This window comes from Paenarthrobacter sp. TYUT067, from assembly GCF_023656375.1.
Lineage (GTDB): Bacteria > Actinomycetota > Actinomycetes > Actinomycetales > Micrococcaceae > Arthrobacter.
Window position 1 is genome coordinate 99,737 of sequence record NZ_JAMOIT010000015.1, and the last position, 24,063, is coordinate 123,799.

The 24,063-nt window shown below is 63.0% G+C and carries 9 protein-coding genes; all 9 read right to left on the bottom strand.

What is annotated here, in order from left to right:
- Positions 1 to 2 precede the first annotated feature (2 nt).
- The 9 genes from MOD31_RS14715 to MOD31_RS14755 all read right to left on the bottom strand — a co-directional run bounded on the left by MOD31_RS14715 (position 3) and on the right by MOD31_RS14755 (position 23,857).
- Positions 3 to 1,790, bottom strand: a complete 1,788-nt coding sequence (locus tag MOD31_RS14715) for a serine/threonine-protein kinase (RefSeq protein WP_250820977.1) — start codon at positions 1,788 to 1,790, stop codon at positions 3 to 5.
- Positions 1,787 to 3,775 (bottom strand): hypothetical protein, encoded by a 1,989-nt coding sequence (locus MOD31_RS14720; RefSeq protein ID WP_250820978.1) that lies wholly within the window; start codon positions 3,773 to 3,775, stop codon positions 1,787 to 1,789. The genes MOD31_RS14715 and MOD31_RS14720 overlap by 4 nt, the downstream gene beginning before the upstream one ends.
- Positions 3,762 to 4,688: a PP2C family serine/threonine-protein phosphatase gene (locus MOD31_RS14725; RefSeq protein ID WP_250820979.1), complete on the bottom strand. Its 927-nt coding sequence runs from the start codon at positions 4,686 to 4,688 to the stop codon at positions 3,762 to 3,764. Before MOD31_RS14725 ends, MOD31_RS14720 begins: the two co-directional genes overlap by 14 nt.
- On the bottom strand, positions 4,685 to 6,346 hold the full coding sequence (locus tag MOD31_RS14730; RefSeq protein WP_250820980.1) for an RDD family protein: 1,662 nt from the start codon (positions 6,344 to 6,346) through the stop codon (positions 4,685 to 4,687). The genes MOD31_RS14725 and MOD31_RS14730 overlap by 4 nt, the downstream gene beginning before the upstream one ends.
- Complete coding sequence (locus MOD31_RS14735) at positions 6,336 to 8,840, bottom strand: transglutaminase domain-containing protein (RefSeq protein ID WP_250820981.1); 2,505 nt, start codon at positions 8,838 to 8,840, stop codon at positions 6,336 to 6,338. Before MOD31_RS14735 ends, MOD31_RS14730 begins: the two co-directional genes overlap by 11 nt.
- Positions 8,837 to 10,240, bottom strand: coding sequence for a DUF58 domain-containing protein (locus MOD31_RS14740; protein ID WP_250820982.1), 1,404 nt, complete (start codon positions 10,238 to 10,240; stop codon positions 8,837 to 8,839). Before MOD31_RS14740 ends, MOD31_RS14735 begins: the two co-directional genes overlap by 4 nt.
- Positions 10,241 to 10,311: 71 nt before the next feature.
- Entirely contained in the window at positions 10,312 to 11,283 is a 972-nt protein-coding gene (locus tag MOD31_RS14745) for a MoxR family ATPase (protein WP_142939779.1), read from the bottom strand.
- An 81-nt stretch (positions 11,284 to 11,364) separates the two neighbouring features.
- Positions 11,365 to 17,472 (bottom strand): Ig-like domain-containing protein, encoded by a 6,108-nt coding sequence (locus MOD31_RS14750; RefSeq protein ID WP_250820983.1) that lies wholly within the window; start codon positions 17,470 to 17,472, stop codon positions 11,365 to 11,367.
- Between the two features lie 250 nt (positions 17,473 to 17,722).
- A complete protein-coding gene (locus MOD31_RS14755; protein WP_250820984.1) occupies positions 17,723 to 23,857 on the bottom strand; it encodes an Ig-like domain-containing protein in 6,135 nt (2,044 codons plus the stop codon).
- Positions 23,858 to 24,063 lie beyond the last annotated feature (206 nt).

Below are 24,063 nucleotides of genomic sequence, written 5' to 3' on the forward strand. Positions count from 1 at the left end.
GGCTACTCGTCCAGGCAGGCGATGGAGTCCGGCCCGCCGGGTGACGCGGAACCGTCGGAGCGAACAATGATGGCCTGCACGCAGATGGGTGGCTCGTCAAACCCGGAGAGGAACGCTTTTCCGGTTGCGGTGTTCTCGTAGACGCCTTCAGACTTGGCAGATTTGACGCGCCATTTGAACGTATCGCCGGGCATCGGCTGCGGGTTGGTCCAGGAGAAGACGATGATGTTCCGGTCCGCGGTGTCCCGTGCTGCCGTCAACCCCGCTACTTCCGGAACACTGCCGTCGCTCAAAGCATCGGCAGGCGGCTTGCTGGATGTTTCCGTGGGTGCGACCTTTGGCTGCGCCTGCGCACCCAGGACCACGCCAACCACAATGGCGACTACCAGTACGGCAGCACCTGCTGCTGCAAGCCAGAGGTTGCGCTTGCTGTGGTCTGCCGGTGGAGCGTCCTCCTGGGCCACCGGCGGGGCACCTGCGCTCGATCGGCTGACTGTTGCCCCAAGATCGTCCTGCGGTTGCGAGGGCTTCCAGCCGCGCAGGACCGTGGACTCAGCAGTGTCAGGCTCGGCCGGAGCTGCGTAGGCTCCGGGCGGCGTGTATCCAGGCGCCGCCGGAGCATGGAACCGGGGCGGGGCGGCCGGACCGGCCTGTGACTGGACATGTTGTGAGGGGTCGCTGGAGTGCGAGGGGGTGACGGGCTGGGGTTCGCTGGCGGGCCGGGCAAACGGCGGCGCCGGCCGCTGGGTCGGGTGCTGGGTCCCGCCCGGAACCGTGGACGGGAAAGTTCGCGCAGGGAAAGTGGGTGCCGACCCTGTGGTGGCCGTTCCCGAAGCGTCGGGATCGATCGAAGCGATGCTCCGGACCCGGGTTTCCTCAAAGTTGTCATCCGGATGCTGATCGTCACCGTGCCCGGGTTCTTCAAGAACCTCAAAGGGCGTCACGGACAGGTTCAGTTCCGCTTGGATCCGCTGAAGTGCCAGCGCGAAAGCGTGCGCTGACGAATAGCGCGATTCCGGTGACTTGGCCATGGATGTGGCCAGCACCAGCTCCAGGGACTCGGGAACGTCGGCACGTCCCAGCCTGGGCAGCGGAGAATTGGTGATGCGGGAGATCAATTCCCGCTGGGAGTTGTCCTGTCCCGGAAGGACAAATGGCGAGCGACCCGCCAGGAGCGTGTACAACGTAGCGCCCAGCGCCCAAACATCCACGGGAACGCCATCCACGGCACCACCGCGGAACTGCTCCGGCGGGGACCACGGTATGGACATTCCGGCGTCGTCTTCAGTGTCGGCGCCGATGGTGCCAGAGATGCCGAAGTCGGTCAGGGCAGGCCGGTTGTAATCGGTCACCAGGATGTTGGCCGGCTTAATGTCCCGATGAACAATGCCTGCCCGGTGGGCTGTCTCGACGGCGGAGGCCACCTGGATGCCGACGGCCAGGACTTCGTCCACGCTGAATCGCTGACGACGATAGCGGACGTCAAGGCTCGGCCTGGAGCAATACTCCATGGCCAAGTACGAGTGCCCGTTTTCAGTGATCTCGGCTTCGAAGATCGTCACGATGTAAGGGTGCGACGACAACTGCGCCATGAGGTTCGCTTCGGACTCGAAACGGCGGCGTGCCCCTTCGGTCTTCAGATCGGACAACAGCACCTTGACCGCTACTTTTCGGCGCGGGCGGTCCTGCTCATAAAGATAAACATCCGAGAAGCCACCAGAGCCCAGCAGGCTGATGTACTTGAAACCCGGAATGGGTGGAGGCGGCGCAGGGGGCCTCTTGGAACTCAAAGAATCTCCTCGAAACGCAGTGAAATGTTGTCACCCAACTCGGCGATATCGCCGTCCAGCAGGATTGCCATTTCGTTTTGGGCAAGCCGGCGCGGTGCCTGGCCCTCCCGGATAAGCACGGTTCCGTTGGTCGCTTTCAGGTCGCACAGCATGACGTGCCAACCCTCCAGCCGGACCTCCACGTGGGAGCGGGAAATATCTCCTCCGGGGCTGTCCACTTGGACCAGGCGCGGCATGGTGCCGCCTTGAACGCGGGAGACCGACGGTTGCCGGCCGATGATGAGCGACTGGTCCAAATCCACCAGCTCACCAGTGGAAACCCGCATCCGGCCCAGTCGTGGACGCGGTACATGGACGGCGTCTCCTGTCACGGGAACCCCGCATACCGAGCACTGCGGATAGGTGGGCGGGTTGGCGTGACCTTGGGAGCACATGCGCGCCAGGACGCTCGGCCCTACGACGGCAGGCGCATCAGCGCCACCCGGAGCAGCCATGGGTCCCTGTTCGCTCGCAGAGGGAAGGCTGCTCTTCATGATGGTTTGGCCGTCATGATCCGAGTCCTCGTCCGCTGGGCTATCGTCGGGGGCCGAGAGCCACGCCGCCGGTATTTGGGGCGCTGGTACCTGGGGCGCGGGCTCGGCAACGGAACCCGGCTGAGCAGCCTGCTGCTCACTGGATCCGGAGGTGGAAGGGCCGCTGCGCAGCCATGGGACCGAGTCAATCAGTCCGGTAGTGGTCCCTGCTGAGGACACACTCTCGTCGTCAACCTGCGGGGCGGAAGCAGGCGCGAGGGGAACGGATCCGACGCCGCCCCCTCCTGGCGGGTGGTCCTCGCCTGTCGCTTCGGTTGAGGATTTCAGGTCCAGCGGCGTTGAGGCTTCCGGTGCCGTGGCAGCCGGTGAACCGTGGTCTTCGGACTCATTGTCCGTTCGAACAGCGGCATCCTCGATGTTCCGCATCACCGTTTTGTCCCATAAATGGTCATAGTTCGTGGTGTTCTCCAGTGACGGAACCAAGAGATCGGTGGTGCTCGTATGGCCAGGCACACCGGATGTATCCAAGTCCGCCGCAGAAGCTGACTCCTGCTCCTCAGCCTGGTCCGCAACCTGGTCTGCAGGGGGTGCGGCTTCTTCAGTAAGTGCAGCTTCTTCAGGCCGCACGGGTTCGCCAGGCAGTACGGGTTCTTCCGGCACGCTTGGTTCCTCAGCCACTGCGGCTTCTTGGGATGCGCGCGGTTCTGCAGGCACCGCAGTTTTCACAGGCACCTCGGAGGCCGACGACTCCTCGGCAGCAGCATCCTCCTCAGATGTGGAAGAACCCACGGAACTGATCATGTGGCCGGGTGCGATGGTCAGGCCAAGGTCCGCCTCCGTGTAACCGATCATGGTCTCATCGGACACCATTGCCGGCTTGACCTCGGGCTCACTAGCCGCGGGCCCGGCCGATCCTGCCGCGGCGTCGAGCGCTGCAAGGAGGACCACGCCTTCTCCCACAGGGAGACTGTTCACTGGCGCGGCTTTCAGCGGCGAGGCGTTCAGCGGGAGGCTCCCTCCCGCCGTCGGAATTCCTGCAGACACAGCAGTGCCATTCCCGATCCGGACGCTGTAGGCCGTGGCATCCACGAGCCGGCGTTCGGTCCACGTGGTGACGTCACGGCCCGTCAGGCGTTCCTCGCCACCACCCAACTGCACGCCTCCGCCCAACTGCACCACCAGTTCAAGGTCTCCCCGGAGGAACACACGGAGCGCGTCTTTGGAATCAATGATCCCGAACGGTGGAATACGGCTGAGGGAAACACCAAAGGCCTCCGTCACCTCATGGAGGACTTCGTGGGCCTCCGGTGCCGATGCCAGCAACTCCCATACGGTGTCGATCAGTGCGTGCGGTGTGTCGGGGCCAAGAAGCACCACGGTTCCGTTCCGCACAACGCCAAACCACTCACCCTGCTGGTAGCGGGTTAGTAAAAGGGGGTTACTGCTTGCCATCAACGCCTTCCTCCTGATTAGCCCCGACGGCCTCATCCGTGCCATTGACCCAGGCCCGGGGAAGGGTGTCTTCTTCAACCTCGGACGGAACCTCGGGGCGGGGCGCTGTGATAGCGATGCCGGCATCGTTCAAGACGTTTTTGGCGTCCACCACAATGACGGTGACGTTGTCCCTGCCACCGCTCCGCAAAGCAGCTTGGATCAGTGCGTCCACGGCGTCCTGCGGATGGGCGACGGTGCTGAGGATGCGGAACATGTGGTCATCCCCCAGTTCACCGTTGAGACCATCCGAGCAGATCATGATCCGGTCGCCTTCCTGAATGGGAAGCAACCAAAAGTCAGCCTCAGTCTCATCGCCGGTGCCCAAGGCACGGGTCACCACGTGACGGCGGGGGTGGACTGTTGCCTGCTCGGCAGTGATGTCTCCGGAATCCACCAGTTCCTGGACTTCGGAATGGTCAACGCTGACCTGTGCGAACTCGCCTTGGCTGAGGCGGTACGTCCTGGAATCGCCGATGTTCATCACCAGCCAGTAAGGCAGGCCCATCTGTTCCACCACCACTACCCCGGACAGCGTGGTCCCGGCACGGGCGCCCGTCGCGTCGCGGATCGCGGCATCGGCCTTCAACAGGCAGGACTGAAGGTCAGCTGCTGTTGCAGTGCGCACGCCGGTGGCCAATTCGGGAGCGCTGCCCAAGGCCCGCACGCACATGCCGCTGGCAATCTCCCCCGCTTCGTGCCCGCCCATGCCGTCGGCAACAGCAAAGACCGGGTCAGAGGCGATGAACGAGTCCTCGTTCAGTTCGCGCCGAAGACCGCGGTCCGTACCGTACCCATAGCTGAGTCGAAAAGCCGTTCCGCTTGCAGCGGGACCCGCTTCGGCGTTGGCGGGAGTGGCCGGCTGTGAATTCATGCTTGTCCTAGGTGGAAGGAACGGTCCCCAAAGTGAACGGTGGAACCGGGACGGACAAAGCTTGCTTCGCCCGGGTTGAGCCTGGTCTGCAAACCGTCCGGCGTGGTGACGGCGCTGCCGTTGGTGGAATTGCGGTCCGTGACCCAGACTCCGTCGCCATCAACGCGCAGATGCAGATGCGTTTTGGAAATGGACCGGCCCGGATCTGTCACAGGCAGCAGTTGCTCCACGGACTCCCCGGGCTGCGGTGCCGGATTGCGGCCGAGGAGAACTGACCCGCCCAGCTGGATGTCCTGGCCGTCGTCGACCCGGATCCGCAGGACGGCTTGGGCACGGGCAGCACCCGGGCGCATCTGGGTGCGCTCCAGGTCGTCGTCCGGGTGGGCGGTGGCCGCGGGAGTGTCGTGAGGCGGGATTGTTACGGCCGGCGGTGCTGCCGGGGCCTGCGCGGAAGGAACCGCCGCTGGCGCCGCGGCCGGCACGGAAGAAGCCGGGGATTGCGGCGCCATGGTGGTGCGCGATGCCGGCGCGAAAGGCGCCGACGGCGGACGCCATTGGTTCGGATCATGCGAAGGTTGCACGGCAGGGGCCACCGGTGTCGCAGGGGCGGGAGTTGCTTGCGCTGGCGAAGTCTGGGTGGGCGCTGCCAGCGCAGGCGAGATCCGGGCGGGAGCAGCCTGGCCGGGGACAGCCTGTGCGGTGGCACCTTGACGGGAACCCGGCACGGGGCCCGACGGTACCGGCGAAGCTACGGGTTGAACCGGTGGGAGATCCATGGGGGCGAAACTATACGGGCCCTGGATGCCTCCGGTGGTCACCGGGTTACGACCCTGCTTGACGTCAAACACCAAGGACTTTGCCGCTTTGTCCTGCCAGCCGCGCAGTTTGCCGTTTTTGTCCCAGGCGTTGGAGATGACCACAAGGACAGCCCACACAACACCCAGGAACATCAACGGCAGGGCGATCCACAGGACCAGCCCGATCAGTCCGAGCGCGGACAAGATGACGGCAACAATGGAACCCAGCAGCAGAAGGCCGCCAGTGAGAATCCCCCGGACAAAAACAACCCCGGCGCCCGGCGCGTAGCCATCAGAGTCCGCGCTGCGGATGCCCATGAGCTGGTTACCGATGGTGTTTCCGGACTTCGCCTCAAGACCAAGAATGACAAAGGTATACACCACGGTCACGCCCAAGCCGATGCTGCCCAGCAGAACCAGCAGGCCCGTGTCATAGACAATGAAGCCGTTCCTGCGGGTCTGCGTGATGCCGGCAATACCAATAGCGAACGTGGTGGCAAGCACGGCAAAGGGACCCAGCCAGTCCAACACGGCTGCGCCCAGGCGTTTCCCTGTAGTGGCGGGCGCCAACTCGAGCTTGGTGGTCATTGTGGTCCCTCCCCCTGGCCCCGGCATACCATCCGGCATGGTTTTTGTTCCGTGCGGCATCGGCGACTCCGGCGCCGACACTACCGAGATACTACCGGGATCGGAGAACCCGTGCCGGTTGGCGAACTCCAACGCCGCCTTTTGGGCATGGTTGATATTGCCTTCCTTGCGGGCACCACGGTTACTCAGGGGTGAACCGCACTGCGTGCAGAACGTCGCACCCGGGCGTACCCCGTGCCGGCAGGCCGGGCAAAGTTCTGTCTCATTGCTCATCGGTGGTGTCCTTCTTGAACGGCAAGGTGAAGCCGCGCTTCGCAGGATCGGAGGTGCCCTGTTGACGGCGACGAAGGGCAGCGCGGCCATCGGACAGCAACGAGCGCGGCGAGAATCGTGCCTGCTGCCGTTTCCAGAAACCAACGCTTCCGGTGATGTCGGTCAGCGACGTATCAACGATCTCCCAGTACTCCTCGACCTCCTTCTCACTGGGCTGGCCCGCACCGAACACAGCGGCGTCCGCACGGTGGGCAAGCAGGGTGGTGGTAGTTCCGGTGGTGGGGAACGCGTCAGCGATGACTGTGGCCGATTCGCGCCTGGTGGACTTGGTGTCGATCGAAGCACCCATATCGGTGACCAGGCTCAGCACTTCATTCCAGCCGGCGCCAACCCGCTGCGCGGGGTGGCCATCACGGAAACGCGCCTTCCGGCGTCGTGATTTCAACAGAAGGATGAGCAACAACGGCAAGGCGAGGATCCCCAGCGGAATCAGTGCCATGCCGATGGCCGCCAGCAGCGGACCCCAGAAAAGCCAGGGGTTGTTCTTCTTCTCGTCAGCGTCCAGGGCATCCGGTGTGGAATCCGGCGGCAGGTCCGCGGGCTCCTGCGGCGGGGGCGGCGGCTGCAGCACCTGCGGCTTGGGTTTGGACTTGTTCTCAGGGTCCGGCGGGATGGGCACGTTGTCCTTGGGCGGCGTGGGATCGAACGTCACCCAGCCCACGCGGTCGAACGCCACTTCCACCCAGGCGTGGACATCCTTACCCGTGATCTTGATGTCTCCAGCGCCGTTCTCGGGGCTCTTGGGGTCCGGGTAGAACCCCATCACCACACGGGACGGTATGCCAAGGTGACGGAGCATGAGGGACATGGATACGGCGTACTGTTCGTCGTCGCCCAGCATTTGCTTGGCCGAGAGCATGTTGCGGACGCGTGCAGCGCTGTGACCGGGGAGGCTTGGGAGCTGTCCCTCGGCTACCAGCCCGTTGCTGAACGCACCACTCTTCTGGAAGTGCGCCTCAATCTGCCGGACACGGTCAATGGCCGTCGGTGCGTCTTCCGAAAGCTGGTTCGCCTGCGACGCCACAATCGGCGGAACTTCCTCCGCCTCGGGCAGCGTGAGCTTCGCAAAGTCGTACTGCGTGAGCTGTCCGTGCTCCAGCGTCCCGGGGTCCGAGACCTGAACAGTGTAGTTATCGCCCCTTGCCAAGCCTTTGGTGGTCACGGCGGTATCGGTGCCGGCGTTGAAATACAGCCCTGATGCTGCGCCGGACGTGTCTGCAAAACTCATCCCCGTGGTGTGCCGTCCACCCGGAACAAAGTAGCCCTGGTAGTCCTCCACAGTGATGTCCAGCGTGTAGTTGGTGCCCTGCACCGGGCTCCCGGAGTCGGCCAGCGTATTCAGCGAACGGGCGTCGCCTACCTTGCTGAAGTTGCCGGAACTGTTGGGGTCCATGGTGTAGTTCAGGCCGTTGAAGGCGTCCAGCGCCGCCAGCCGGACGCGGGCGTCTTTGGGCAGCCCCTTGACCGTGAACAGCGTCTTGTCCTTCTCATCCTTGACGAAGCTGCGGAAGCTCGCCAAGGGGGTGATGTAATCCCGGGGATCGAAAGGCGGGACGATCGTGTTGCGGAGGACCTTGCGGTCATCACTGGCTGTGACCAACGGCGAGGCGATTGCAGTAACACCCACCGCAACGGCGATCACTGCTGCAGCAGTCCCCAGCCGGCGGAGCTGACCGCGGCGGGCCGTAGCGGCGTCGGAATTTGGCCTGTTGGCCGAAACCGCTTTGGTGCTGTTCCGGCGGAGTACATCGCGGCGGAACGTCGCCCACACAATGGACACAATAGTCAGGGAGACGCCACGCTCCACGTTGAGGAAACCCGCACTGGTACTGAAAGCAATGCCCGTAACAAAGAGAACCAGCACGGGAAGCAACGGCCAGTAGGGGCTCTTCAGACGCCATGTGAGCAGACCGGCAGCCAGCGCAGTGACCAAGGAACTCAGGAACGGCACAATGAGCATGCCGTTCGCGGTCCCCACAGGCACGCCAACAGTCAGCATGTCCTTCCAAGCGAAGACAACGCCCAGCAGGAGCGTGCGCAACGAGTCGAGGCTGGGAAGGAATCCGAAAACTGCCGAGTCCGGCACTGCCAGGGCCGACCCGAAAACCATGTACGCACCGAACGCCACCGCTGTGGTGATCAGCAGCCCCAAACGAAGGTGCGCGTTGAGGACGGCGATACCCAACCCCAGCAGCACGCCGCCCAGGCCTGCGATGAGGTAATGGGGGTCTCCCCCAAAGCTCAAAGCGAAACCGAGCACGCCAAGGAGCAGCAGCACCAGCAGCGCCCCGCAGTCAATGGCAAAATGCCACAGAGGCCTGCCGTCGCTGAAGATGGATGCGCCCGTGGCGCGCGCCGCGGACCGCGAACCCTGGGCGGCGCGGGAGCCCTTCGCTTCCTTCGCGCGGGGACGGAGATTGGGCGCGGTGCTCATGCTGCCGCCTTTCGAAGAACAATTGCCAAGTCGTCCAGGTCGCCCACCGTCAGGACCGTCAGGTCCGCGATATTAGCCCTCGACGGCGCCGCGCCGGGTTGAACCCGCACCGCCAGGCTCCGCACGCCGGGAGGAACGGAGGCAGCGCAGGTGCGCAGCTGGGTTGCCGTCACGTGGCTGCCTACCACAAAGAACACCACTGAGGCATTCGGGACGGCGTCAGACAGGTTCCGCGCGAGGTCGACGGCGGTCTTCCGCATGGGTGCCCCGACAACCCGGGTCATGTCGTCCAGCATGTTACGGCCCGTCTCGCAGCGGAGCGGCCCCTTCTGGGTTAGGACGTCCAGGTCACGTTGTTCACTGATCGCTTGGCGTCCGATGGATGCCGCCACGGAGATGGCCATTTCGAACTCCGCCTCGGAATCATACTCATCGGTGTTGATGGACAAAGAAATGGCAAGGTGCGCGCGCCGGGTTTCCTCGAACTGGCGGACCATGAGCTTATTGGTCCGGGCTGTGGTCTTCCAGTGGATGTGGCGCCGATCGTCACCAGGGACATAGTCGCGCAAAGCATGGAAAGAAACATCCGCACTGGACAGTTCCGTGGTGGGCATGCCCTCAAGGTCACGGATAAACCCTGCTGCCGAGCTGCCCAGGGAGACCGTGCGAGGGTGCACGAACAGGTCCACCGGCTCAGTCCACATGACGCGACGGCGCAGCAAGTGAAGGGGGTCAGCGCGCACAGAACGGACCGGACCCACCACAATCACTGCACGGCGGGCCGTGGGAATCGTGAAAAGATCCTCATGAACCTGGGCGGGCTTCATCCGTGGCAAATGGAAAACGGCAGTATTTGAACCCACCGGGAGCTCCAGCGCCGCAGGCAACAACGGCCTGGTGGAAACGTTGGATACCGCAATACTGCCCACAGCGTCATCCCCCACTGCCACGCGGGTGCGGGCAAGGTCCAGGACCACGCCATACGCCGATCGGCCCACAATGAAACCGATGGCCAGGAGGAACAACAGGAATGCCACCATCGCGGCGGACTTGGCTTCCTGCCACCCCCACGCCTGCCCTGCCCACCAGAGCGCGATTGAGGCAGCCAACACAACCCAGCCCAGCAGGCTCACCACAGCCAGGACAGGCCAGACGAACTTCAGCCACACAGCACGGATCCTGTCCCACGCCGGCGAGAGGAAATCGCCCGCGGTTCCGGCAGCTTCCGACCAGACGGCTGCGGGGTGGAGCTTGCTGGTGGTGCCGCGTTTACCTGGCTTGCCGGGGCGCTTGCCCGGTTCGTTGCCAGTGCCGCGCAGGGAGCGCAACTTATCGCCAAGTGCAGATGCGGTGCGCTTGAACGAATCAGCAGCCCTGTTCAGGGGTGTGCTGGAGGACATGTGGGTGCCTTTGTTTGAGCTAGGGTGCGGTGGAGAAACGCATGGTACCGGGTTGATGCCCGGTACCGGGTTTATGCGCTGGCGCGTTGCTGCGGGGCGGCGACGTCGGCGAGGACGCGGTTAAGGACCACTTCGGGCGTTGCCCCGGAGAATTCAGCTTCCGGGTCCATCACCAAACGGTGGGTCCACACCACGGGAGCGAGTTCCTTGATGTCATCCGGCAGCACAAAGTTGCGGCCCTGGCTGGCTGCCCACACCTTGGCGGCACGAACCATGGCCAATGCCCCACGGACCGAAACACCAAGACGGGTTTCGCCGGCATTACGGGTTTCTTCGCAGAGACGCGAAATGTACTCCAGCACAGCGGTATCCACGTGGGTTGTGGCTGCCAGGTCCGCCATATCAGCCACAGCCTGGGTGGTGATCAACGGCGTGAGGTCCTTCGAACGATCCTTCAGGTTGGCCCCGCCCAGCAGCCGAACCGTGGAAGCGTGATCCGGGTAGCCGATGGAGGTCTTAATGAGGAAGCGGTCGAGCTGGGCCTCGGGCAGACGGTAGGTACCCGCCTGCTCGATGGGGTTCTGGGTAGCCAGAACCATGAACGGGCGGCCAGCCTCGTAGGTGGTGCCATCCACGGTGACCCGGGATTCCTCCATGACCTCCAGCAATGCGGACTGCGTCTTGGGGGAAGCACGGTTGATTTCGTCAGCCAGGACGATGTTGTTGAACACCGGACCCTTATGGAACTCGAACTTCTGGGTCTTCTGATCGTAAATGGTCACACCCGTCACGTCAGAGGGCAGAAGGTCAGGCGTGAACTGGATGCGGTTGTGCGAACCCTGGACCGTCGCGGCCAAGGCACGCGCCAGTGAAGTCTTACCCGTGCCCGGTGCGTCTTCAAACAACACGTGGCCTTCGGCCATCATGGCGGTGAAGGTCAGCCGGATGACGTGTTCCTTGCCCAACACGGCCTTGCCCACGTTGGCAACGAGCTTCTCGAACGTCTCTGCAAACCAGGCGGCCTGCTCGTTTGTCATGGTCATCGGTAGATCCTGTTCCTTGGGTATGGAGGTGTTGGGTTGTAGTTGTTGCTTCGGCTGTTCGGCTGGCCGGCCGGCCAGGAGTCAGCAGGGTGGCGGCACACCATTGCGGACGTCCACGGTGGTTGACTTCACGAACCAGCCGCTCTTCGGCGAGCCGTTGAGCTTGTACCAGGGAGTGCCGTTTCTGTAGATGTCCTGCCTGCACGTGACCTCAATCCAGCCCCAGGACCGCTCTACCCAGCCGACACCACAGGTCGGACCGCTGGGGTTGTACGAGTCCGGTTGGCCGGGCTTTCCCGGGCAGGTGCTGTTGTGGGCCTGGATCTGCGAGGGCGCCGGCGGGTTAGGCGGTGGCGGTGGAGGCGGTTCGGCTCCACTGCGGGATGTATCACTGCCCACCCGGCCAGCTTGGCCGCCGCTGATCGCACGGACCTGAAGCGTAACGGTCTGGCTGTAACCCACGCTTCTTGAGAGCGACCTCTGATCCGTGTTTGTCCATCCTCCGCCATCAAGGCTGTACTGGTACCCCGTCACCGGGCGGCCGTTACCGCTGGGGGCGTTCCAGGTCCAGGACACCGTCTTGTCGCCGACGCCGCTGCTCTTGCTACCGGTCACCACCGGCGCAGCTGCAAGCCCATAAGGATTGACAGTATTTGATGCCGGGCTTCGGTCCCCGGCTGTTGGGTTTCGTGAGGATACTGCCCACACAACAACGGCTGTGTCGGTGCCATTAGCGGCCGCCACAACAGCACCGCCGGAAGGAATCGAGCCGCTGCCGCCACCGGAAGTCAGCGCGTACCGGTAGCTGATCTCGTTGACGTTTGCTCCGTTTCGCTCCCCAGCTGTCAAGGGATTGAAGGTGACTTGAATCTTGCCACCATCACCGTTGGTCTCAACCAAGGCAGCCGATGGAGCACCCACCATTCCGGGCTTACCAGCAGCACGGATAGGCGCAGACTGTTGGCTGACACCACTGACGCCGGCTTTGTTTGTAGCCGACACCGTGAACGAGTAGTCAGCTTCGGAGTTGTCTACCGTCACATTTTGTGACGTCGCAGCCACGGGTTGCGACGCTACCACGGCGCCACCTCGGTAAGTCGTCAGGGTGTAAGTAGACACGGCATCACCATTGTTATTCGGCGCTGCCCAGCTGACCTGCAGTTGGCTTCGTGAATCTACAGATCCTGCACCTACCACCGACGGAGCCGCAGGAGTTGCCGGCACGCCGGCAGGAACCTCGGCTGCGGAGTACGTACTCCATTCCGAGGGCTCCTTGGCGTCATTTCTAGCCAGGACGCGTACCTTGTAGGCCACCCCATTGGTCAGACCGGTCCACACGTGACTGTTGCCTGTGAGGTTCTGGATCTGCGGATTCTGGCCGGCAGGAGCAGGCGAGATCTCGAGATCGTAGGACTTGATGGGCGAACCCTTGCTCGCAGGAGGAACCCACGCCACGGAGAGTTGCTTGTCGCCGAACTTCAGCGTCGGTGCCACCGGGGTGTCCGGCTTAACGTCCGGACGGACCTCGGCGGATACCGGAGAGCGTTCGGATTCATCAATCGCATTCGTGGCGGTGACGGCGAAGTGGTACTTCACGTTGTTGGTCAGCCCGGTCAACGTACACGTGTTCGCGGGGCAGTTCTGCGTGAAGCCGTTTTCCCCGTACACCGTGTACTTGGTGATGGGTGAGCCACGATCAGGCGGCGCGTTCCACGTCAGGAGCGCGGTCTGGTCCCCCACGCTTTGAGCCAAGGGCGTGGTGGGCGCGGCCGGCTTGTCCTTGACGGTCAACCGGATGCGGGCAGTGGCGTAACGGGAAATCTCGCCGGTCTTATCCTGCACCGTGTAGGCCACCACCATGGTGCCGGTGAAGTCGCCTGCAGGGGTGACAGTGACACTGTCTCCCCCGACGTCAGCCGTTCCCTGGCCCGTTTCGGTGACGGCCGAGACGATCTTCAGCGCAGTATCCGGGAACGGATTGGAGTCATTTGCCAACACGTTGACGGTCACTGGCTTTCCGGATTGGGCATCCGGCTCAGCGTCGTCGTTGGCCACGGGTTTGGGCCTGTTGGACGCCGATAAGGACAGCTTGTAGGTGGCCACGGCTTCGAGCCCGCGGCGGTCCTTTGCCTTCACTTGGACGGTGCCTGTCTGCCCGATCTGCACGGAATCGTCCGCGGAGACCTTGAGCGTCTTGCCATCCACGTTCACCTTGAAGCCGCCCTGGGCGTCGCCCACCAGCTCGTAGTTCATGTTCTGCACGTCATCCGAGTCCGGATCCGACGTCAGCTTCTCCAGGTCCAGGCTGGCAGAGTCTCCCTTGGGAACTTCCACGTCACTGCCGAGCAGCACCGGCGGATTGTTCTTGTTGGGGTCGGGCAGCACCTTGGTTCGGATGCTGAGCGTCGATTTCAAACCATTGGGGTCGTCCGGGCCTGTCCCATCGGTAACTTCGAAGCTGATGGAACCTGGGCCTACGTACTCGGCGCCGGCGGTGTACTTCAGCGCGGTACCACCGTTGGCTATGGGATCGCTGCCGTCGGCTCCGATGAGCTTGATGCGGTCGGTTTGGGTCAGGCGCGGCGACTTTCCTTCGCGGACCTTCACCCACTCCGCGAGGTTCACCGTGACGGACTGACCTGAGACAAGTTCCACCACCTCGTCCTTAGCGAGCGTGGGCACCTGCTGGCCAATCCCGGGAACCCAGATGATGGCTGTGGACTTCTGGCCATCCACGTCCTCCACCGTGTAGGGCACCAGTTGCGGCTGCTCGGTCAGGTCAACAATGACGTTGCCTTCGGGTCCGGGGCGTGCTGTGTCCAAGCCTGTTGCGACCTTGAGGTTCTCCCCCACGCCGTCCGGGTCCTCATCGTTCTTCAGGACAGGAACGTCCACAGCTGTCTTGCCGAGCGTCTGGGCCGAGGTCACGCGGTCGTCGCGGGCAATCGGTGCCTGCAACGGCAGGTCATTCTGGACCACCACACGAATACTGGCTTGGCCCACCGCATCGCGGTCATCGGCCACTGAGTAGCGGACGTTGACGGTGCCCTCCGCTGCCGGAGCTGTTACCAGGATCCGGCCACTGGTCTGGCTGACCTTGGCGTCAAGTTCGGCGTCGGCTTCAATGCTGTCCGTCAGGATACGGATGAGGTCGCCGTCGGGGTCGGTGTCATTGGCCGTCGCGTCGATGGCGATCTGGCGCCCGGGACGAACCTTGACCTCGTCATCCACGGGTGCGGGTTTCTGGTTGTCTTCGCCACGTGGCGCAACGCCAACCGTCACGGTTCCCGTGTTCACCGCGCCTTGGCGGTCGATCACCTTGTACCTGAACGTATCCGTACCCGCACCGTCACCGGCGGCGACGAAATCGATGAAGCTGCTTCCCGCCGTCGCGGTTCCCATAGTGGGAGTGCTGTCGATGCCGGTGAGCTGCACCGAGTCGCCATCTGGGTCGATGCCGTCCAGCGGGACCGGAATGCGGACGCTGCCGCCCGCTACCACGCGTGCCGTGAGGTTCTGCGGCTGCGGGCGCGAGTTCTGCGTGCCCTCCAGCGGAAGGATGTGGATGGTCACCGCGGCGGCGCTCTTCTGCCCTTGCGGATCCACGGCGTTGTAGATGGCGCGCACGGTTTTTGGAGTGGGGCCGGCGATAAAGCGAAGGGTCTTCTCGGAAATGAACGCTTTACCGTCCTCCTCCGGAATGCTCTGCGCCAGTACCGGATCCACGGACAGTTCCTCACCCTGCGGGTGGGTGTCATTGTCCAAGACCGGGATGGTGACGACGTCGTTAACGCGCACGTTGACTTCGTCAGGTTTTGGCTGGGGAGCCTCGACGACGGCGGGAGCCGGCACCGGGACCACACCCACTGTCCCGGTGGCCGAGGCACGGCCGTTGGACATGGTGTAGCTGAAAACGAACGGTTCTTTGGCACCGAGGACATCCGTGACGCGAAGGACGCTGTGGTCGATCACGCTGACGGATGCCGACGAGCCGTCGGGCACGGTGACGGACTGGAGGACCAGCACGCCACCGGAAGGATCGGAATCGTTGGCCAGCGGATCAACCAGGACGCTTCCACCCACAGGGAGCAGGGCAACGTCATGAACGGCAACCGGCGCGCCGGGATCCTTACCGGACTCCACGTCCACGCGGATCAGTCCCTGGCTGCTCTGGGGGCCGTTGCTGGCAATGTACGTCAGGTAGATCGGGCCAGGCGTGGTGCTCCGGAAGGTAAAGGTGCCGCCGTCCGTCACCGGGCCCAGCTCAGCCGGGCCGGCGGCCTCAACGTGGGCCACACGAAGTGCGCCACCGTTGGGGTCCACATCGTTTTTCAACGGCGCGATCACCAGGTCCTGGCCAACCACAGCCGTGACGTGGTCCGCATTGACTACAGGCGCCAGGGCACCCGGTGGCTGCACGTTGACCACGATGCGGCCGGTGGTGGTGGCCCGGCCGTCCCACACGGTGATGGTGACGTTCTTCTTGCCCGGCGCTGCACCCGAATCCTGGTACGTCAGGAGGCCATCGCGGCGAACCTTCACCTGGTCCTGGTCGTTGTCCGACTTCGCATCCAGCAGGACGAGGTCATCGCCGTCAGGGTCCATCCAGTCAGTCAGAATGTTCTGGCTGACGGACTTGCCCTGCTCCACCAACATGGTGGTGGGTTCGCCTCGCTTGAAAATCGGCGGTTTGTTCTCTTCAGGAGCTACTACCCGCAGGGTGACCTTGCCGCCGGCGGACAAGTCACGGCCATCGGCAGCGTTGTAGTCAAAGACTTCAGTTCCCGGCTTGGCGTCGGCCGGGACCTTGATCTGGAAAGCAGAGCCTCCGTAGATGTTCTCCAACGCACCCATCTTTGGCCCATTGGCGCCTACCGAGGCGGTGAGGACATCGCCGTCGGGGTCTGAGTCGTTATCCAGCACGCTCAGAATTGAGGTCCGCCCGGGGCGGACACCGAACTCGTCAGGTTTTGTCTCAGGCGGACGGTTGGGCTTGGTGCGGTCCGGGAGGACGTTGATGGTGTTGTTGTCCGCAGACTCCTGGTCCTGGTCATCGGACTGGTTCTTGGGCGGGACAACGTCGTCCCAGTTGTTCACCAGCTGCATATTCTGGTTGACCAGCCACACGCTGCCTGAGTTGACGTCATTGAGGACCACAAGGTCCCGGTTCACCCGGAAAACGTAGCTGGGCGAGGCGCTTGCTTTGGGGACGTCATTCTTCTTGTCGTCGGCATCGTTGTCGCAGTCCCGGACATACTTGTTGGCGCCCGACCATGCCGAGTGAACACACTTACTGACCTGAACGGGCGCAGCGGGGACGCCTTCGCCGTCAGCACTGACAGTTGCCGCCGTGGACCCGTCAAGGGGCTGTTTCAGCAGGGCCTTCTGCGTGGCAATGGCAACGTAATTGCTCTCTTCGCTGTTCTGCTGCAGCTTTGCTTCCCGGGCATTGGCCAGTTGGAGCTTCCGGCCTCCTGGCAGGAAGAGGTTTCCGGAGGCGGCGTCCAAAACCACCGGCTTGTCACCCACCACGGCCAGTTGGAGATCGCCGGCACCCTTGAGCTCGTCCACCTTGGTAACCTGCGAGTCGGTTCGTTCACCGTTCGCATCCACAGTAGTGACGGTGATTTCACCCTTGCCAGGGTCCGCCGTGTAGATCCTGTTGTCGGATCCCACTGCCGAAACCACGCCCGGGGAGCCCGTCAAGACTGGCTCGGTTCCTTCTTCATCGAAGCCGTTAACCGTGGACGGAGACAACGCCCAGACTTTTCCGCGGGCGGGATCGGTCACCGAGAGCACGGTGGAGCCGTAGCTGACTTGCGACGACGACGGCAGCTGCTTGTCGCCGCCCAGCTTCAGGTTCGCGGCAGAGACCTGGTTGATGGTGGAGCCGGACTCATCGTCCACAAAGACGTTGCCGTCATGCTGCAGCACGTCAAAGGTAGTAGTTGCGGGTGTCACAGCACCATCAAGAACGCGGGACGGGTAGTTCAACCGGCCCACGGCGTTCTTGGTTTTGCTCACCACCCACACGCCGCCGTCGTTCAAGTCCACCTCGGTGGTCTTGAAGCCCGGGTACAGAATTGCCCCGGTGATCAGCAAAGCGCCCGCTGCGGTAACAGCAGTACCCGCTATTAGCTTTTTGTTTTGACGCCTTTTCAGCCCCAGCTTGCCGAAGAAAGTTCTCACAGCCCCAGAATTCCCTTTGTGTCCAGCCGCTCCCCAGTGGCTTCCGGGCCAACCGGCAGATGCCGGCAGCCGTACATTCCGCAGTTCCCCCGTACGGCGGCGGAATTTTCAGTCCCTAAGACTATCCCACGCGCCCTGCGGTCAACCAAGGAAACCCGAGATCGGGCTATCCATTGGCTTTGACAGCGTACTGTCTCCCTGGCCCGGGGCGCGATGGGGACTACTGCCCGACGCCCCGGCTTCACATGCCTCAACATTGCGGGATTTGGTGCGGTCCGGGGTCACCCAGGGTGGTGTTGCCCTGGGCGATGAAGCGGCCAGCATTGGGGCCGCTAGTCAGCTTGTACCACGCCGCGTAGTTCAAGTAGGGCGTGCTGCGGTTGATGTAGCAGTTGACCGTGAATCCGCCGTTGAACTCGTACTGCCATGGCGGACCATTGACCTTTCCGTCACAGCGGTGCCCTGGAGTATTTGGATCCCACGATGTTTGGCCGGAGGGCGCGGTATCCGTGCAAGTACGGTAGCTGCCGGGAGGCAGCGTGGCATCCCATGACGTCTTCTGCGGGCCGCTCTGTGCACTCGCAGAAGCCACGCCACCGCCTGTGCCCACGGAGTTGAACGTCTGGACCTCAATGGTGCGCGTCTGGTTATAGCCACCGGTGTTGACCACGCGGCTGCCGGACGCGGATTCGTTGATCCACCCGGTATCAGTTCCACCGCCGGTGATCCTGATCTTGGTCACTGCGACGTCGTTGCTGTTGGTGGACGGCGAGGACCAGTTCAGCGTCAGCGTGGTCTGGTTTTGCCCACCGTTGGCGCCCGAAGCAGATGGTGTACCGGGGGAACCGTACGGGGTGGTGGTTGCCGGTGCACTGGCATTGGAACTCGGCGCCACTGAGGACACTGCGGTGACTGTGATGGAGGTTGCCTGCCCGTTGGCAAAACCGCTGACCGTCTGGCCAGGCGTGATGGGTCCGGACTGGCCGGTACTGGCCAGGTAGCGGTAGCTGACCTCGTTTTGAGTAGAACCGTTGCGTTGTGTCTGGTCCAGGACCGAGAAGTTGATGGTGACGGCCTTGCCCGCTCCCCCGGTGTTGGCCGGGGTGGCAGAGACGTTCTCTACGGCCCCCAGCTTGCCGGTGGCGCGACGCGGCGCCGAAGGTGCGCTGACGCCGCCCTTCCCAGCCTTATTTTCTGCTTGAACGGTGAAGGTGTAGCCTGCTTCGTTGTTCTGGGCAGTGAAGGTTGCTGATCGGACATTTCCCGGGACGGTCTGCGTCTGCGGAACGCCGTTTCCGCCGCTCATAGTGACGTAGTAGGTCTTGATGGGGTCACCGTTGATATCCGGCTCAGCCCAATCCGCACGAATCTGGTTGTTGGTTCCCACGGACTGCACCACTGCGGTGGTGGGAGCCGCCGGGGCTGCCGGAAGACCAGCAGGGTTGTCCTCCAGGGAGTACATGCTCCAGTCCGATGGACCGAGCTCATTGACGGCCTGGGCACGGACCTTGTACTTCACGCCATTCGTCAGTCCCGGCCAGGTGTAACTCAGGCCGGTGACCTCGTTCTTCACGGCAATGCCGTTGGCCGGCGGCGGAGAAATCTCCAAGTTGTAGTGCTTCACCGGAGAGCCCTCGGTCTTGGCCGGGGTCCAGGTGATGGCCATGTTCTTGTCACCGGCTTTGACTGTGGGGGCGTCCGGCGGCGACGGCTTCTCATCCGGCCGGATCTCGTTGGAGGCAATGGACGCCGGTGAGTCCCCTACCTCGTTGGTGGCGGACACGGTGAAGACGTACTTCACGTTGTTGGTCAGTCCGGAGAGTGTGCAGGTTGTAGTGGGACACACCTGTTCAAAACCGGCGGCCTTGACCGTGTACTTGGTGATGGCTGCGCCATTGTCCGACGGCGGCGCCCACTTGAGCACGGCGGTGCGGCTGCGGACGTCGGTCGCTACCGGTGCCGATGGAGCGTCTGGTTTGTCACGGACCGTGATCCGTACGCGTCCCACTGCCTGCCGTGAGGGGTCCTTGGTCTTGTCCAGCACTGTGTACCGAACCACCATGACGCCCTTGAAGCCATCAGCAGGAGTGACCGTGATCGATTCCCCTGAGACCGTCGGCTGGCCGGCGGCGGAACCAGTCTCCACTGCGGCGCCTTCGATCGTCAGAGGCGAGTCATTGAAGGGGTTGAAGTCGTTGGCCAACACATTGATGGTTTCCGAGCGTCCGGCATTGGCTTTCTCAACGGAGTCGTCGTTGGCTACGGGCTTGGGCCTGTTGGACGAGACCACCGTAGCCGTTACCGTTGCCCGGACAGCATCAGACCTGCCGTCTGTGACCTTCAAGGGGAAGGTGCCCACAACACCGGGAGTGACGGAGAGGTCCGGGGTGACTTTGAGGACCGTTCCCTCCACTTTGGTTTGGAAACCCGCGGGCTGCTGTCCGTCCAGCTCGAATTTCAGGTTTCCCTGGTCCCTCTCGTCCACGTCCTTGGCAAGGTTGGCCAACTCCAGCTCGGTGGTTTCACCCTTGGGAGCCTCGATGGAAGCACCGCTGAAGGTCGGGACGTGGTTGGCGTTGGGGTCCGGGATCACCTTGGTGATGATGGTCAACGTGGACTTCAAGCCTTGGGAGTCGTCCGGACCTGACCCGTCAGTCACCTCGAAGGTGATGGATCCCGGACCAACGTAGTCTGTCTGCGCTGCATATCTCAGGGCATTTCCGTCGCCGGCAATAACGTTGTTGGGATCGGCTCCCTGAACGCGGATCTTGTCTGCAACCGTAAGCCGTGGTTGGCGGCCTTCCCGCACGCGGACATACTCCTGGAGCGAGACCGTGACTTCCTTGCCGGACATGACCTCCACGGGCTCGGTTTTAGCCAAGGTGGGGTACTGCAGGCCTTGGCCTGGGATCCACATCACGGCCGTGGCTGATTGCCCGTCCATGTCTGTCACCGTGTACGGGATCAGCTGGTCCTGGGGGGCGAGTGTCACCACAACGTTCCCCGCAGTCCCCACCCGGGCGTTCGGATTCGCGTCGGGCAAGGTGATGGTCAGGTCTTCGGCGACGCCGTCCGGATCAGAGTCGTTCTTCAACACCGGGACGTCAACGGCGGTCTTGCCCAGCGTCTCAGCCAGCGTGATGCGGTCGTCCACGGCAATCGGAACGTGAAGGGCCGCCGTCGGGCTTGTTTGCACCCTGACCACGGCGCTGGCTTCAGCCTTTTTGTCGTCCTGAATCCGGTAGCTGATGCTTTCATTTCCAGTGACGCCCGGCGCAGTCAGGAGGATCTTTCCGGAGGACGCTTCAACCTGCAGTTCCGGGTTGGCTTCGAAGGAATTCACCAAAGCAATAGGATCGCCATCAGGGTCTGAGTCGTTCTTCAAGGCATCCACTGCAATCCGGCGCCCTGGCCGGACCTCAATGGCATCGTCAACGGCGATCGGCTTTTGGTTGTTCGCTTCTGCCGGCGCAATACCCACAATCACAGTGCCGGTGTTCTCGGCTCCGATCCGGTCCCGCACGCGATAGCTGAACGTGTCAGTGCCGGCGGAGGTGGCGGCAGCGGTGAACTCCATGTAGCCGTCCCGCACCACGGCTGTGCCGAGGGCCGGCGCTTTGTCCACGCCGATGAGTTGAACGGAGTCGCCGTCGGCGTCAATGCCATCCAATGGCACCGGGATTTTGACGGTCATGCCAGCTACCACCCGGGCCGTGAGGTTCCGCGGCTCAGGGCGGGTATTGGTGGCGTCGTCCCGGGCCCGGATACGGATAGTGACTTGCTGGGAGTCAGTTTGGCCGGACGCGTTGCTGACCTTGTAGATGGCATAAACGGTTTTGGGAATCTCCCCTGCGATAAAGCGCAGAGTATTGCCCGCAACGAACATCCTGCCGTCAGCGGCATCGGGCTGTTGCGCCAGCTCCGGGTCGAGCGTCAGCTCTCCGCCGTTAGGGTCCGAATCGTTGTCCAGGACAGGTATGGTCACCACGTCTCCGACACGCACCGACACTTCGTCCGGCTTGGCCTGCGGGGCCTGCAGCTTGCTGGGCGCAGGTACTACCTGTACTGAGATGTCTCCGGTGGCCGAGGCTTTGCCGTTGGAAATGGTGTATTTCAGCGACAGTTGGCCGGTGGCGCGAACGTCCGTGACCTTGACCACCGAATGGTCCAAAACCGCCACCGTGACCGGAAGGCCATCCTCCGCGGTGACGGACTGGACTACCAGGACGCCTCCGGCCGGGTCCGAGTCATTGCCGAGCACGTCCACCACGGTGCTGCCGCCACTGGGCAGCAGAGCAATGTCGCGGACGGCAACGGGAGCGCCGTCGTTGTTGCCGGACACGACGTCTACGCGCACCAGCTGCTGCGCACTCGCCGGGCCGTTGGTGACCATGTAGGTGACGTAGTGGGGGCCCGTGGACGTCGAGTTGAAAGTAAACGTTTGCTGGTCCGGACCTATCACGGCCGTGGACTGCTCATCCGGCTGGGCCTGTGCCAGCCGAAGCGTGCCGCCTTGCGGATCAGTGTCGTTCTTGAGCGGTGCGATCACCGTGTCCTGGCCTGCCACTGCAACCACGTGATCGGCGTTCGCAATGGGCGGCAAGGCCCCGGGTGCGCGAACGTCCACACTGATACGCCCCTCAGCACTGAGGGTACCGTCGGAAACCGAAACGGCGATGGTCTTCTTTCCCGGCCCGGCTCCGGAATCCTGGAACGTCAATAGCCCGTCTGGCCTGATGCGGACTTGATCGGCGGGATCGCTGCTGACGGCAGCCACAGCAAAGATGTCGTCTCCGTCGGGATCTATCCAGTCGTTGAGGATGTACTGGTTGGCGATCTCCCCCGTCTGCACCACCAAGGCATTGTTTCTGTTGGGCTTCTGCTGGGGTGCGTTGTTCTCTCCGGGCGGGACAATCCGGAGGTCGACGTTGGCCGCTGCGGTTCCACCGCGGCCATCATCCACGGAGTACTTGAACGTCTCCGCCCCCGTTTGCTCCGCAGGGACGGAAATTTGGAAGCCCGTCCCGCCATAAACAGGAGCCAACGCACCCGATCTAACGGTTTGGTCGGCCGCAACCGTCAGGACATCACCGTCAGTGTCGGCGTCGTTGTCCAGAACCGGCAGGAGGGTCGTCTTGCCGGCGCGCACTCCAAAGGAGTCCGGCTTCGCCACCGGCGGCGTGTTCGGTTTGCTTCGGTCCGGGAGGACAGTCTGCTGGACTTCGTCCGCAGAGTCCTTGTCGGCGTCGTCCGATGTCTGTTGGGGCGGAATGACGTCGTCCCAGTTGTTGACCAACTGCATGTTCTGGTTGACCATCCAGACATTGCCGGAGTTGACGTCGTTCAGAACCACGAGATCGCGGTTGACCCGGAAGACGTACGACGGCGACGCACTCGCCTTGGGAACATCGGCGCGGCGGTTATCAGCCTCGTTGCTGCATTCGCGGACGTACTTGTTGGCACCGGACCACGCCGCGTAGGTGCATGTTCCCAGCTGAACGGGCGCTGCGGGAATGCCTTCCCCGTCGGCTCGGACAGTCTTGGCGGTTCCACCGTCCAATGGTTGAAGGAGGAGCGCTTTGGTAGTGGCGATAGCTACGAAGTCGGCAGTCGGTCCTGTTTGTTGCAGCTTGGCGTCGCGGGCGTCGTCCAGGTGAACGGTTGCGCCGCCCGGGAGAACAATGTTTCCCGTGGCCTCGTTGAGGACCACTGCTTTGTCGCCCACAGCCGTCAACTGCAGGTCCCCTGCGCCCTTGAGCGCCTCGTCCGTGCGGACCTGCGAATCCACTGATTTGCCGTTGGCGTCCACCTTGGTGGCGGTGAGGCTACCGGACTCGGGATCCACGGTGTGGATGGTGTCGTCCACGCCTACAACAGAAACAATTCCAGGCGATTGCTCGAACAGTGGTTCGGACTCATCACTGAACCCACCCACGGATCCTGCAGAAAGTGCCCAGACCTTGCCTTTGGAAGGATCGGTAACGGCCAGTACTTTGTGGCCGAAGCTCACATCCGCCGATCCGGGCAGCTTTTGGTCCCCGCCCAAACGCATGTTCGCGGCGCTGACAGGGTTGATCGTGGCGCCCTCGGGGTCATCAATGAAAACGTCGCCGGCCTGCTGGAGGACGTCGAAATCCTTACTCGCCGGAGTCACTGCCCCGTCCAGGGACTTCGAGGGGTAGTTGAGCCTTCCGGCGGCATTCTTGGACTTGCTGACTACCCAAACGCCGCCGTCATTGAGGTCCACTTCGGTGGTCTTGAACCCCGGGTAGAGGATGGCACCGGTCACCAGGACCGCGGCTGCAACTGAAAATGCAGTTGCCGCCATGACCTTCCGCCGGCGATTCCTGGCACGGCGGTTTCCGGACCCGTCAGGCAGAGCCATCCACATTCCCCCACAATTTAGGCAGCACAAGGCGGCCGACGCCGCACCCCACGGCCATTCACGACACACAAACAACGCTAAGACTACCGGGTTAATCCAACGTTTTGCTAAGTCGTGACGCAGTTCTCCTCAACTGCAGACACCCTCCACGCTCTCTCACATAACAGCCCTAAACGCCGATCGCTCTCTCACTTTCTTGAAGAAAG

Bases quoted from the DNA above. Each gene is read 5' to 3' on its own strand.
- MOD31_RS14720 (WP_250820978.1), bottom strand. From the start codon at position 3,775: ATGGCAAGCAGTAACCCCCTTTTACTAACCCGCTACCAGCAGGGTGAG.
- MOD31_RS14725 (WP_250820979.1), bottom strand. From the start codon at position 4,688: ATGAATTCACAGCCGGCCACTCCCGCCAACGCCGAAGCGGGTCCCGCT.
- MOD31_RS14730 (WP_250820980.1), bottom strand. From the start codon at position 6,346: ATGAGCAATGAGACAGAACTTTGCCCGGCCTGCCGGCACGGGGTACGC.
- MOD31_RS14735 (WP_250820981.1), bottom strand. From the start codon at position 8,840: ATGAGCACCGCGCCCAATCTCCGTCCCCGCGCGAAGGAAGCGAAGGGC.
- MOD31_RS14740 (WP_250820982.1), bottom strand. From the start codon at position 10,240: ATGTCCTCCAGCACACCCCTGAACAGGGCTGCTGATTCGTTCAAGCGC.
- MOD31_RS14745 (WP_142939779.1), bottom strand. From the start codon at position 11,283: ATGACCATGACAAACGAGCAGGCCGCCTGGTTTGCAGAGACGTTCGAG.
- MOD31_RS14755 (WP_250820984.1), bottom strand. From the start codon at position 23,857: ATGGCTCTGCCTGACGGGTCCGGAAACCGCCGTGCCAGGAATCGCCGG.